This window comes from Castellaniella sp. (genome assembly GCF_034007085.1).
Lineage (GTDB): Bacteria > Pseudomonadota > Gammaproteobacteria > Burkholderiales > Burkholderiaceae_B > Castellaniella.
The window spans coordinates 1-12,863 of record NZ_JAVERO010000058.1 but is presented as its reverse complement, the minus strand read 5'-3'; the positions used below and the strand labels follow the sequence as shown (position 1 = coordinate 12,863).

Below are 12,863 nucleotides of genomic sequence, written 5' to 3'. Positions count from 1 at the left end.
CCGGTGATCGCCATTGATTATTGTCCGCCGCAGGCGCATGCGCTGGCGCGGGATACACGGGCGCGGATCCGCCGCCACGGGCTGGTCGCCTGCATCGAGGAGGCCTATTTGCAGGCATCCGATCCTGATCAGCCGTGCTGAACAGTCGTTCCGGGTGGCCAGCCGCGCTGGGCGGCTGGGTTCGGCCAGGCGGAATGTGCCGCTGCCCGGACCCTGTCTGCAGGGCCGGGCAGGCTGGCTTCAGGTCGTCTCGCCGGCTTCCTGCTGGGCGTCCACCACGGCCAGGGCCGTCATGTTGACGATGCGGCGCACCGTGGAACTGGTGGTCAGGATGTGGACCGGGCGTGCAGCGCCCAGCAGCACCGGGCCCATGGCCACGCCGTGGCTGCCGGTCATCTTCAGCATGTTGTAGGTGATGTTGCCGGCATCCAGGTTGGGCATGATCAGCAGATTGGCCGGCCCTTTCAGTGTCGTGTCGGGGTAGGCCTTGACGCGGATGGCTTCCGACAGGGCCGAGTCCGCGTGCATTTCGCCATCGATGTCCAATTCGGGCGCGCGCTGCACGATCAGGCGCCGGGCTTCGGCCATCTTGCGCGAGGATGCCGTGGGGCGGCTGCCGAAATTGGAATGCGAAAGCAGGGCGATCTTGGGCACGATGCCGAAACGGCGAACTTCCTCGGCGGCCAGGATCGTCATGTCGGCGATCTGTTCGGCGGTCGGGTCTTCGTTGACGTGCGTGTCGCAGATGAACAGGGTCTGGGTCGGCAGCATCAGCACGTTCATGGCGGCGTAGGTGCGGGCCGTGGGCTTGAGGCCGATGATTTCCTCGATGTAGCGCAACTGGTTGTCGAATCGGCTGGCCACCCCGCAGATCATTGCGTCGGCATCGCCGCGTTGCAGCAGCATCACCCCGATCAGAGAATTGTGCTTGCGCACCATGGCCTTGGCGATGTCGGGCGTGACGCCGTGGCGGCCGCGCTGCTTGTAGTAGGCGCTCCAGGTTTCATTGAAGCGCGCATCGTCTTCGGGGTCGACGATCTCGACGTTTGTCCCCGGTTGCAGGCGCAGGCCGAATTTCTGGATGCGCATATTGATGACCGACGGCCGGCCGACCAGGATCGGGAAGGCGATATTTTCGTCCAGCGCCGTCTGCGCGGCACGCAGCACGCGTTCGTCTTCGCCGTCGGCGTAGATCACGCGCTTGGGCGCGGACTTGGCCTGGTGGAACAGCGGGCGCATCAATTGGCCGGAGTGGTAGACGATGCTGAGCAGGGACTGACGGTAGGCGTCCATGTCCTCGATCGGGCGGCGAGCCACGCCGGAATCCGCTGCGGCCTGGGCGATGGCCGGGGCGATCTTGATGATCAGTCGTGGATCGAAAGGCTTGGGAATGATGTATTCCGGCCCGAAGGACAGGTCCTGGTCGGCGTAGGCGCCCGCGACCTCGGCGTCGCTTTCGGCCTGGGCCAGTTCGGCGATGGCCTTGACGCAGGCCAGCTTCATCTCTTCATTGATGACCGTGGCGCCGCAGTCCATCGCGCCCCGGAAAATGAAGGGGAAGCACAGCACATTGTTGACCTGGTTCGGATAGTCCGAACGGCCGGTGGCCACGATGCAGTCGGGTCGGGCGGCCTTGGCGTCTTCGGGGCGGATTTCGGGGTCGGGGTTGGCCAGGGCCAGGATCAGCGGGCGGTCGGCCATGGTGCGCACCATGGCCTGGGTCAGCACGCCAGGGGCCGAGCAGCCCAGGAACACGTCGGCGCCCTGGCAGACATCGGCCAGGGTGCGGGCGTCGGTCTTCTGGGCGTAGCGGGCCTTGTTGGGTTCCATCTGTTCATCGCGGCCTTCCCAGATCACGCCGCGCGAATCGACCACGTAGATGTTCTGCCGCGAGACGCCGAGTTTGACCATCAGGTCCAGGCAGGCGATGGCGGCGGCGCCTGCGCCCGAGCACACCAGCTTGACCTGGCCGATGTCCTTGCCGACGACCTTCAGGCCGTTCAGGACGGCGGCCGAGGAGATGATGGCGGTACCATGCTGGTCGTCGTGGAAGACAGGGATTTTCATGCGTTCGCGCAGCTTCTTTTCGATGTAGAAGCATTCCGGCGCCTTGATGTCTTCCAGGTTGATTCCGCCCAGCGTCGGCTCCAGCGCGGCAATGATGTCGACCAGTTTGTCCGGGTCGTGTTCGTTGAGCTCGATGTCAAAGACGTCGATGCCGGCGAATTTCTTGAACAGGCAGCCCTTGCCTTCCATGACGGGTTTGGCGGCCAGGGGGCCGATGTTGCCCAGCCCGAGCACGGCCGTGCCGTTGGTGACCACCCCCACCAGATTGGCGCGCGAGGTGTATTTGGCCGCAGCGGATTCGCCTTCGGCGTGGATGGACATGCTGGCGGTTGCCACCCCCGGGGAATACGCCAGGGTCAGATCGTCCTGATTGGCCAGGGGCTTGGTCGGAACCACGGAAATCTTCCCGGGGGTGGGAAACGCGTGGTAATCGAGCGCCATTTTAGCGCGGTCGTCTTTCAGGTCCATGGCTGCCTGTGCTCCTGCGGGTTTTGTATCGTTCGGGTTTGCGGCTGAAGTGTTTGTTAATCCCAACGCCAGTCAGGCGAAAAGTGGCCTGAAATGGGCGTTTTGGGCCGATCAGTTTAAACCCATGCCGTTGGGCAGGTATACTTTGTCCTTAATACGGCATATGCAAGGCGTCGTACCGCTGCCTTCTGCCCCCTGCTATCCGCCCATCGGTCTGGCCGAGTCGCGGAAGGTTTCTCAATCTGCATCGTTCGGGTGAAGCACCCGTCAGGTGAAGCGCACAATGTCCACGGAATCAGAACTCCAGTCCAACTCCTATTTGTTCGGGGCCAATGCGCCCTATGTAGAAGATCTCTACGAAGCCTATCTAGACAACCCGGGTTCCATTCCGGACCAGTGGCGCGCCTACTTCGACCAGTTGCAGCACCAGCCCGCGGCAGACGGTCGTGAAGCCACCCGCGACCAGGCCCACGCGCCGATCATCGCATCCTTTGCCCAGCGCGCCCGCGAGAACGCCTTCCAGGTTCGTCCCGCACAAGCCTCCGACCAGTCCCTGGCCATCGCCAGCAAGCAGGTCTACGTCCAGTCCATCATCGCCGCCTACCGTTCGCTGGGTTCCCGCATCGCTCAGCTCGATCCCCTGAAGCGCCGCGATCGTCCGGAAATCCCGGAACTGGATCCGGCCTTCTATGGTTTGACCGAGGCGGATCTCGATCAGATCTATTCGGCCACGAACACGTATTTCACCAAGGCCGATACGATGACCATGCGGGACATCCTCAAGGCCCTGCGCGATACGTACTGCCATCACATCGGCGCCGAATTCATGCACATTTCGGATCCGGCGGTCAAACGCTGGATCCAGGAACGCCTGGAATCCACGCTGGGCATTCCCGATTTCACCGTGGACGAAAAGCGCAACATTCTGCGCCAGGTGACCGAGGCCGAGGGGCTGGAGCGATTCCTGCACACCAAATACGTAGGCCAGAAGCGCTTTTCCCTGGAAGGCGGTGAAAGCTTCATCGCCGCCATGGACGAGGTCGTGAACCATGCCGGTGAAAACGGCGTCCAGGAAATCGTCGTCGGCATGGCCCACCGCGGCCGCCTGAACATGCTGGTCAATATCATGGGCAAAATGCCCGGCGATCTGTTTGCCGAATTCGAGGGCAAGCACGCCCAGGGGCTCAGCGACGGCGACGTCAAATACCACAACGGCTTTTCCAGCGATCTGGCCACGCGCGGCGGGCCGGTCCACCTGTCGCTGGCGTTCAACCCCTCGCACCTGGAAATCGTCAACCCCGTGGTCGAAGGCAGCGTGCGCGCCCGCCAGGATCGCCGCGACGACGAAGCCGGCGATCAGGTCCTGCCGGTGCTGGTGCATGGCGACGCGGCCTTTGCCGGCCAGGGCGTGGTGATGGAAACCCTGAACCTGGCCCAGACGCGCGGCTACGGCACGGGCGGCACCCTGCACATCGTCATCAACAACCAGATCGGCTTCACGACGTCCGATCCGCGCGACACACGTTCCACGCTGTATTGCACGGACGTGGTCAAGATGATCGAGGCCCCGGTCTTTCACGTCAACGGCGACGACCCCGAGGCCGTGGTCTTCGTCACCCGCCTGGCCCTGGATTACCGCCAGCAGTTCAAGCACGACGTGGTCGTGGACATCGTCTGCTTCCGCAAGCTGGGCCACAACGAACAGGACACGCCGTCCCTGACCCAGCCGCTGATGTACAAGAGCATCGGCACGCACCCTGGTACGCGCAAGCTCTATGGCGATCGCCTGGTGGCCCAGGGGGTGCTGGCCCAGGACGAACCCGACCAGATGGTCAAGGACTACCGTCAGCTGATGGAAGACGGCCAACGCACGGTCGAGCCCGTCCTGACCGACTACAAGAACAAGTACGCCACCGACTGGTCGCCGTTCCTGGGTGCCAAGTGGACCGATCATGCGGATACCGGGGTGCCTCTGGCAGAACTGACCCGGATCGGCGAACGGCTGACCCAGATCCCCGATGGCTTTACCGTGCACCCGCTGGTCAAGAAACTGCTGGGTGACCGCCTGGCCATGGCGCGCGGCGAGCATCCCGTGGATTGGGGCATGGGCGAACACCTGGCCTTTGCGACCCTGGTGGCCAATGGCTATGCGATCCGCATCACCGGCCAGGATTCCGGGCGCGGCACCTTTACCCACCGCCATGCCGTGCTGCACGACCAGAAACGCGAGCGCTGGGACGATGGGACCTATGTGCCGCTGCAGAACGTGTCCGAGGGTCAGGCGCCGTTTACCGTGATCGACTCCGTGCTGTCCGAAGCCGCCGTGCTGGGTTTCGAATATGGCTATGCCACGGCCGAACCCAACGTGCTGACCATCTGGGAAGCGCAGTTCGGCGATTTCGCCAATGGCGCCCAGGTCGTGATCGACCAGTTCATTTCGTCGGGCGAGGCCAAGTGGGGCCGCCAATGCGGCCTGGTGCTGATGCTGCCGCATGGCTACGAAGGCCAGGGGCCGGAACACTCCTCGGGCCGCATCGAACGCTTCCTGCAGCTGTGCGCCGACAACAACATGCAGGTCGTGCAGCCGACCAATGGCGCGCAGATCTTTCACGTCCTGCGCCGCCAGATGATCCGGCCTTTCCGCAAGCCGCTGATCATCTTCACGCCCAAGTCGCTGCTGCGCAACAAGAACGCTACTTCGCCTCTGGAAGATCTGGCGACGGGTTCTTTCCTGCCGGTGATCGGCGAAACCCATGCAGACATCGCTCCCGAAGCCGTCAAGCGGGTGTTGATCTGCTCCGGCAAGGTCTACTACGACCTGGTGAATGCCCGGCAGGAACAGGACCGCAAGGACGTCGCCGTCCTGCGCATCGAACAGCTCTATCCGTTTGCGCACAAGTCCTTCCAGGCCGAACTGCAGAAATACACCAACGCCAAGGAACTGGTCTGGGTCCAGGACGAACCACAGAACCAGGGGCCCTGGTTCTACGTGCAGCATCATCTGTACGAAAATATGAGCGACGGTCAAAAGCTGGGCTACGCCGGCCGCCCGGCCTCGGCCTCGCCTGCCGTCGGCTACCTGGCCAAGCACCAGGAACAGCAGCGTGCCCTGATCGAGCAGGCTTTCGCACCCAAGCTGAAAAGCTTCTCTCTGATCAAATAATCCGACCTCCCTCAAATATAGACATAGACAATACGGAAAAAACATCATGGCCATTACCGAAGTCCTCGTTCCGCAGCTTTCAGAATCAGTGTCGGAAGCCACGCTGCTCAACTGGAAAAAGCAACCCGGCGAAGCCGTGCAGGCCGACGAAATCCTGATCGAGGTCGAAACCGACAAGGTGGTGCTGGAAGTCCCGGCCCCGGTCGCGGGCGTGCTTTCTGAAATCGTCAAGGGCGACGGCAGTACCGTCACTTCGGGCGAAGTCCTGGCCCGCATCGACACCGATGCCAAGGCGGCCGCCCCGGCTGCGGCCGCTGCCGCACCAGCGCCAGCGCCTGCACAGGCCGCCGTTGCTGCGCCTGCGCCGGTGGCCACCAAGTCTGCCGTGGCTTCGCCCGCCGCAGGCAAGATCCTGTCCGAAAAAGGCATCGACCCGGCCTCGGTCGAGGGCACGGGCCGTGCCGGCCGCGTCACCAAGGGCGATGCGCTGAATGCCGCGCCGGCGTCGGCTGCGCCTGCTGCCCCGGTCGCTCCGGTGCCGGTGGGCCTGGACGGCCGCCCCGAACAGCGCGTGCCCATGAGCCGCCTGCGTGCCCGCGTGGCGGAACGTCTGATCCAGTCCCAGACGGAAAATGCCATCCTGACGACCTTCAACGAGGTCAACATGCAGGCGGTGATCGATCTGCGCAAGAAATACAAGGAATCCTTCGAAAAGGAACATGGCGTCAAGCTTGGCTTCATGTCCTTCTTCGTCAAGGCGGCCGTGGCTGCGCTCAAGCGTTATCCGATCGTCAATGCTTCGGTGGATGGCAAGGACATCATCTACCATGGGTATTTCGACATTGGTATCGCCGTGGGCAGCCCGCGTGGCCTGGTCGTGCCCATCCTGCGCAATGCCGACCAGCTCAGCATCGCGGAAATCGAAAAGCAGATCGCTGATTTTGGCCAGCGCGCCCAGGCGGGTAAACTGGGCCTGGATGAACTGACTGGCGGCACTTTTTCGATCTCCAATGGTGGTGTGTTTGGCTCGATGCTCTCGACCCCGATCATCAACCCGCCCCAATCGGCCATCCTCGGCATCCATGCCACCAAGGATCGTCCGGTCGTGGAAAACGGCCAGATCGTGATCCGTCCGATCAACTACCTGGCGCTGTCCTACGACCACCGGATCATCGATGGCCGCGAAGCCGTCCTGGCCCTGGTGGCCATGAAGGAAGCCCTGGAAGATCCCCAACGCCTGCTGCTGGGCGTCTGATCCAGGGCGTACCGCCATTTCGGGCGCGCCTTCCACGGAGCGTCCAGTGGGCATGCGCCTGGTGCATGCCCACGTACCCATTCGAGAACTCATCATGGCAAAACAATTCGATGTGATCGTGATCGGCGCTGGCCCAGGGGGCTATATCGCCGCCATCCGCGCCGCCCAGCTGGGCCTGGCCGTGGCCTGCGTGGACGCCTGGAGCAATGCGGCGGGCAAGCCGGCCCCCGGCGGCACCTGCACCAACGTCGGCTGCATTCCGTCCAAGGCGCTGCTGCAGTCGTCCGAGCACTACGAGCAGATCAACCACCACTTCGCCGACCATGGCATCACGGCCAAGGGCGTCAGCCTGGATCTGGCCAAGCTGATCGGCCGCAAGGATACGGTGGTCAAGCAGAACAACGAAGGCATTCTGTACCTGTTCAAGAAAAACAAAGTGTCCTTCTTCCATGGCACCGGGTCGCTGGCCGCCAAGACGGACTTTGGCTGGTCGGTCAAGGTCTCCGGCAAGACGGAAGAGGACCTGGAAGGCCGGCACGTGATCGTCGCCACGGGTTCCAGCCCGCGCGCGCTGCCGGGCGTGCCCTTTGACGAAACGCAGATCCTGTCGAACGATGGGGCGCTGCGGATTCCTGCCGTGCCCAAGAAACTGGGCATCATTGGCGCGGGCGTCATCGGCCTGGAAATGGGCAGCGTCTGGCGGCGCCTGGGCGCCGAGGTCACCATCCTGGAAGCCATGCCCGATTTTCTGGGGGCGGTGGATCGCGATGTGGCCAAGGAAGCCCAGAAAGCCCTCGTCAAGCAGGGGCTGGACATCCAGACCGGGGTGCGCATCGGCGAGGTCAAAACGTCGGCCAAGGGCGTCAATGTGCAATACACGGACGCGGCTGGCGCCGAGCAGAAACTGTCGGTCAACCACTTGATCGTCTCCATCGGCCGTGTGCCCAACACGCAGGGACTGGGTGCCGATGTGGTGGGCCTGAAACTGGATGAGCGCGGATTCGTGGTGGTCGACGAGGACTGCCGCAGCAATCTGAGCAACGTCTGGGCCGTGGGCGATGTGGTGCGTGGGCCGATGCTGGCGCACAAGGCCGAGGAAGAAGGCGTGGCGGTGGCCGAACGGATCGCTGGCCAGCATGGGCATGTCAATTTCGATACCATCCCCTGGGTCATCTATACCTCGCCCGAAGTCGCCTGGGTCGGCAAGACCGAGCAGGCCCTGAAGGCCGAGGGGCGCGACTACAAGGTAGGCAGTTTCCCCTTCATGGCCAATGGCCGTGCTCGCGCATTGGGCGACACCACGGGGTTCGTCAAGATCCTGGCCGATGCCAAGACCGACGAGGTCCTGGGGGTCCACATCGTCGGGCCGATGGCCTCCGAACTGATCGCCGAGGCCGTGACCATCATGGAATTCCGCGGCGCAGCCGAGGACATCGCGCGCATCTGCCATGCGCATCCGACCCTGTCCGAAGCCGTCAAGGAAGCCGCTCTGGCCGTCGACAAGCGCACGCTGAACCTGTAAGCCACTGGCGATGGATGTCAGCGCGTATTATGCGCAAGCCCTGCGCGAACGGGGCTTCGTCGCCGACGAGGCCCAGCGCGCAGCGGTCGAGCGCCTGCAGCGATACTATGACGACTGGATCGCATTCAAGCACCAGCGCTCGAACAGCCTGAAAAAACTGTTTCGACGTCCGGACGTGCCGCGTGGCGTCTACCTGTGGGGCGGTGTCGGGCGCGGCAAGAGCTTTCTGATGGACGCGTTCTACCTGACCGTGCCCGTCAAGCGCAAGGTGCGCCTGCATTTTCATGAATTCATGCGCGGGGTTCACCGGGAAATCCGTGCCGTCAGCGGCGAGGTCGATCCGCTGGACCACGTGGCGCGCAAGATCGCTGCGCGCTACCGCCTGATCTGTTTCGACGAATTTCACGTCTCGGACGTGGCCGATGCCATGATCCTGTACCGGCTGCTGCTGCGCCTGTTCGAACGGGGCACGTCTTTTGTCATGACTTCGAACTACGAGCCGTCCACGCTGTACCCGGACGGCCTGCATCGCGACCGCATTCTGCCGGCCATCGCCCTGATCCAGGAAAAGATGGACGTGATGAATGTCGATGCCGGGGTGGACTATCGGCGGCGCACTCTGGCGCAGTTGCGCACTTACATCACGCCCATCGCAGCCACGACCCACGATGAGCTGCGTTCGGCGTTCGAGCGTCTGGCCGACACGGCCGAGCAGTCCCCTGTCCTGCACATCGAAAACCGCGAGATCCAGGCCGTGGCACTGGCCGGGAATGTGGTCTGGTTCAGCTTCCAGGCCCTGTGCGGCACGCCGCGTTCACAGAACGATTATCTGGAACTGGCCGACCGCTTCCAGACGGTGATCGTGTCCGACGTGCCGCGCATGAGTCCGCGCCAGGCGTCCGAGGCCCGTCGGTTTACCTGGCTGGTGGATGTGCTGTACGACCACAAGGTCAAGCTGATCCTGTCGGCCCAGTGTCCGGCCGATGAGCTTTATACTCAAGGCCCGATGTCCAATGAATTCCCTCGCACCGTGTCGCGCCTGATGGAAATGCAGTCGCGCGAATACCTGGCCGAAACACGCCGGGCTTCGGTCGTCCTGTAGGGACGGATACGTCTCAACCGCCTGGAAAACCCCATGAGCACACCTGCCACCCGCGTCCTGACTGGCATCACCACGTCGGGGACTCCCCATTTGGGCAATTATGCTGGCGCCATCCGCCCGGCGATCCAGGCCAGCACCGAACCCGGTGTGGATGCCTTCTTCTTCCTGGCCGACTATCACGCGCTGATCAAGTGCGACGATCCCGCGCGCATTGCGCGCTCACGGCTGGAGATTGCCGCCACCTGGGTTGCCGCAGGGCTGGACACGGAACGCACTACCTTCTACCGGCAGTCGGATGTCCCGGAAATCCCGGAACTGTGCTGGATGTTGAGTTGCGTCACGGCCAAGGGCCTGATGAACCGGGCGCATGCCTACAAGGCGTCCGTGGATGTCAATACCGCCAAGGGCGTGGAACCGGACGATGGCGTCACCATGGGGCTGTTTTCCTACCCGGTGCTGATGGCGGCCGATATCCTGATGTTCAATGCCCATCGCGTGCCGGTGGGGCGCGATCAGATCCAGCACCTGGAAATGGCGCGTGACATCGCCCAGCGATTCAATCACCTGTATGGTCGGGGCGAGGACTTGTTCGTGCTGCCGGAAGTCCAGATCGACGAAGCCGTTGCGACCCTGCCGGGCCTGGATGGGCGCAAGATGTCCAAGAGCTACGACAACACCATTCCCCTGTTCGAGGGCGGGTCCAAGGCGCTGAAATCGGCCGTGGCGCGCATCGTCACCGATTCGCGCCTGCCGGGTGAACCCAAGGACGCCGAGGGTTCGCATCTGTTCACCTTGTACCAGGCCTTTGCCACGCACGAGCAGTCGGCGGATTTCCGCGCCGCCCTGGAAGGGGGCCTGGGCTGGGGCGAGGCCAAGCAGGCGCTGTGCGAGCAGATCGAAGCCCAGATCGGCCCGATGCGCGATCGCTATGCGGATCTGGTGGCCCACCCCGAGCGGATCGAGGACATCCTGCGGGATGGCGCGGCCAAGGCGCGGCGCATCGCGATCCCCATGATGGCGCGTCTGCGCGAGGCCGTGGGCTTGCGCATGGTATCGAAAACCGCTGCAGCGGGCAGTGCCGGAACGTCTGGCGCGGCACGTGCGGGCCGTGCCCGGATGGTGTCTTTCCGAGACGAGGATGGCCGCTTCCGCCAGCGCCTGTTTGCTGCCGATGGGACTGAACTGCTGCTGTCCGAACCCTTTGGCGACCCCAAGGTCCTGAATGCTCTGGGCCGATCCTTTGCCGCGCGGGATCTTTCGGATCTGGTGCCGGGATCCGATGGGCACGTCGAACTGGCAGCGGACGGGCTGTGCTGGGCGCGTGTCCCGGCGGACCGTCTGGATGCGGTCCGCGAGGCCCTGGCGCAGGTCTGATCGCCTGCGCGGCGGGTCGTTCAGCCGTCCAGCCGCACGGTCTTGGCCTCGACGCGGCCACGCAGCCATTCCAGGGCCAGCAGCAGCGCCGTCGAAAACAGGATCAGGATGGTCGCCACCGCAGCGATCACCGGGCTGATGTTCTCGCGGATGCCGGTGAACATCTGGCGTGGCAGGGTGACTTGTTCGGGCCCGGCCAGGAACAGGGTGATCACGATTTCGTCGAAGGCGGTGGCAAAGGCGAACAGCGCACCGGCGATGACGCCGGGGGCGATGATGGGCAGTGTGACGCGAAAGAAGGTCAGGAACGGGCCGGCGCCCAGGCTGTAGCTGGCGCGCAGCAGGTTGGGATCGAAACCTTGCAACGTGGCCGATACCGTGGTGACCACGAAGGGCGCGCCGATGGCGGCCAGGGCCAGGATCAGGCCGCCGTAGCTGTTGACCAGGCCGTAGGGCGCGAAAAACAGATAGATGCCCAGGCCGGTCACCACCAGGGGCACGATCATCGGCGAGATCAAAACCGCCATCAACAGGCTCTTGCCACGGAATTCGACACGGTGCAGCCCGGCTGCGGCCAGGGTGCCCAGCACCGTGGCCAGCAGGGTGGCGGCGGGCGCGACGATGAAACTGTTGGTCGTGGCCCGGGCCCAGTCGTCCGATTGGAACAGGGTCTCGTACCAGCGCAGGGAAAACGACTCGATGGGGTAGAGCAGCATCGAGCTCTGGTTGAATGACAGCGGCACGATCACCAGGATCGGCAGCAGCAGGAACACCAGCACCAGTGCGCACAGGATGCGCAGCGCGTAATGCCAGGTGCGCTCGGTCAGGGACAGGTAGGGCGGGAATTCGGTCTTGAACATGTCGGATCCTTTCAGTTCAGGGCCAGTTCCTTGCCGGAGATCCGGCGGTACAGGGCGTAGAGCAGCAGGGTGGCCGCCAGCAGGATCAGGCCCAGCGCGCTGGCCATGCCCCAGTTGATGGTCTGGTTGGTGAAGTAAGCGACGTAATAGCTGATCATCTGGTCGCCGGCGCCCCCCAGCAGGGCAGGGGTGATGTAGTAGCCGATGGCGATGATGAATACCAGCAACGAGCCGGCCGCGATGCCGGGATAGGTTTGCGGCACGTACACGCGCCAGAAGGCGGCAAAGGGGTGGCTGCCCAGGGAAATCGCGGCACGCTGGTAGCTGGGCGGCACGGACCGCATCACGCTGTACAGGGGCAGCACCATGAAAGGCAGCAGGATATGCACCATGGCGATGTACACGCCCAGGCGGTTGAACAGCAGGGGCAGGGGTTCGGCAATCAGGCCCAGGCCGCCCAGGGCGCTGTTGATCAGGCCTTCGCGCTGCAGCAGCACCACCCAGGCGGCGATGCGCACCAGCACCGAGGTCCAGAAGGGGATCAGGATGCAGATCAGCGCAAGGTTGGCCTGCCGCTTGTTCAGGCGTGTGATCCAGTACGCCAGGGGGTAGCCCAGCGCGAGCGTGATCAGGGTGACCACCAGGCTGATGACGAAGGTGCGGGAAAAGATTTCCTGGAAGGCCGAGGTATTGGGGGGCACGGCCACGATACTGCCGTTGGTATCGAGCTTCAGGTCCAGCGAGGCCAGCAGGTAGTACGGGGTCCAGGTCCGGTCATTGCTGGCGATGACGGCCCAATAGGCGGGGTCGGCCCAGCGCTTGTCCAGGCGGGTCAGCTGCGCGCGGGCCTCGGTGGCGTCCGCCGCTTCGATCGGCATGCGCCGCAGGGTCTTGAAGATCAGCGAGCGATAGCCGGGGATTTCGTAATTGAGCCGGCGGGCGAGTTCGCCGGATGCCGGGGTGTTCTTGGCGTTTGCCAGGTCATCGGCCAGCGCCTGGAAGGCGGCATCGGGTGGCGTGTCGCGGCCATCCCAGCCGGCCAGCGCCTGCAA

8 protein-coding genes are annotated in these 12,863 nt (G+C 63.8%); 5 read left to right on the top strand and 3 right to left on the bottom strand.

The window, feature by feature from the left end; all coding sequences use genetic code 11:
- Positions 1-240 precede the first annotated feature (240 nt).
- Positions 241-2,535, bottom strand: a complete 2,295-nt coding sequence (locus RBR29_RS06920) for an NADP-dependent malic enzyme (RefSeq protein ID WP_320348233.1) — start codon at positions 2,533-2,535, stop codon at positions 241-243.
- Between the two features lie 283 nt (positions 2,536-2,818).
- On the opposite strand from RBR29_RS06920, the gene RBR29_RS06915 reads away from it, so the two are divergent.
- The 5 genes from RBR29_RS06915 (at position 2,819) to RBR29_RS06895 (ending at position 10,951) form a co-directional block, all read left to right on the top strand.
- On the top strand, positions 2,819-5,698 hold the full coding sequence (locus tag RBR29_RS06915) for a 2-oxoglutarate dehydrogenase E1 component (RefSeq protein ID WP_320348232.1): 2,880 nt from the start codon (positions 2,819-2,821) through the stop codon (positions 5,696-5,698).
- Between the two features lie 46 nt (positions 5,699-5,744).
- Positions 5,745-6,953, top strand: coding sequence for a 2-oxoglutarate dehydrogenase complex dihydrolipoyllysine-residue succinyltransferase (gene odhB / locus RBR29_RS06910; RefSeq protein ID WP_320348231.1), 1,209 nt, complete (start codon positions 5,745-5,747; stop codon positions 6,951-6,953).
- A 94-nt stretch (positions 6,954-7,047) separates the two neighbouring features.
- Positions 7,048-8,475 carry a dihydrolipoyl dehydrogenase gene (gene lpdA, locus RBR29_RS06905; protein ID WP_320348230.1) on the top strand — a complete coding sequence of 476 codons (1,428 nt, stop codon included), beginning with the start codon at positions 7,048-7,050 and terminating at the stop codon, positions 8,473-8,475.
- Between the two features lie 10 nt (positions 8,476-8,485).
- The gene (gene zapE, locus RBR29_RS06900) at positions 8,486-9,577 is read left to right on the top strand and encodes a cell division protein ZapE (protein WP_320348229.1); all 1,092 of its coding nucleotides are present in this window, start codon (positions 8,486-8,488) and stop codon (positions 9,575-9,577) included.
- Between the two features lie 33 nt (positions 9,578-9,610).
- A complete protein-coding gene (locus RBR29_RS06895) occupies positions 9,611-10,951 on the top strand; it encodes a tryptophan--tRNA ligase (protein ID WP_320348228.1) in 1,341 nt (446 codons plus the stop codon).
- A 20-nt stretch (positions 10,952-10,971) separates the two neighbouring features.
- On the opposite strand, the gene RBR29_RS06890 is transcribed toward RBR29_RS06895, so the two are convergent.
- Both RBR29_RS06890 and RBR29_RS06885 read right to left on the bottom strand, forming a co-directional pair.
- The gene (locus tag RBR29_RS06890) at positions 10,972-11,811 is read right to left on the bottom strand and encodes an ABC transporter permease (RefSeq protein ID WP_320348227.1); all 840 of its coding nucleotides are present in this window, start codon (positions 11,809-11,811) and stop codon (positions 10,972-10,974) included.
- 11 nt (positions 11,812-11,822) lie between these two features.
- Positions 11,823-12,863: ABC transporter permease (locus RBR29_RS06885; RefSeq protein ID WP_320348226.1), on the bottom strand; the 1,041-nt coding region annotated here is incomplete at its 5' end.

What these genes read in the sequence shown, in the direction of transcription:
- RBR29_RS06920 (WP_320348233.1), bottom strand. Translation starts at nt 2,535, where the DNA reads ATGGACCTGAAAGACGACCGCGCTAAAATGGCGCTCGATTACCACGCG.
- RBR29_RS06915 (WP_320348232.1), top strand. Translation starts at nt 2,819, where the DNA reads ATGTCCACGGAATCAGAACTCCAGTCCAACTCCTATTTGTTCGGGGCC.
- odhB (WP_320348231.1), top strand. Translation starts at nt 5,745, where the DNA reads ATGGCCATTACCGAAGTCCTCGTTCCGCAGCTTTCAGAATCAGTGTCG.
- lpdA (WP_320348230.1), top strand. Translation starts at nt 7,048, where the DNA reads ATGGCAAAACAATTCGATGTGATCGTGATCGGCGCTGGCCCAGGGGGC.
- zapE (WP_320348229.1), top strand. Translation starts at nt 8,486, where the DNA reads ATGGATGTCAGCGCGTATTATGCGCAAGCCCTGCGCGAACGGGGCTTC.
- RBR29_RS06895 (WP_320348228.1), top strand. Translation starts at nt 9,611, where the DNA reads ATGAGCACACCTGCCACCCGCGTCCTGACTGGCATCACCACGTCGGGG.
- RBR29_RS06890 (WP_320348227.1), bottom strand. Translation starts at nt 11,811, where the DNA reads ATGTTCAAGACCGAATTCCCGCCCTACCTGTCCCTGACCGAGCGCACC.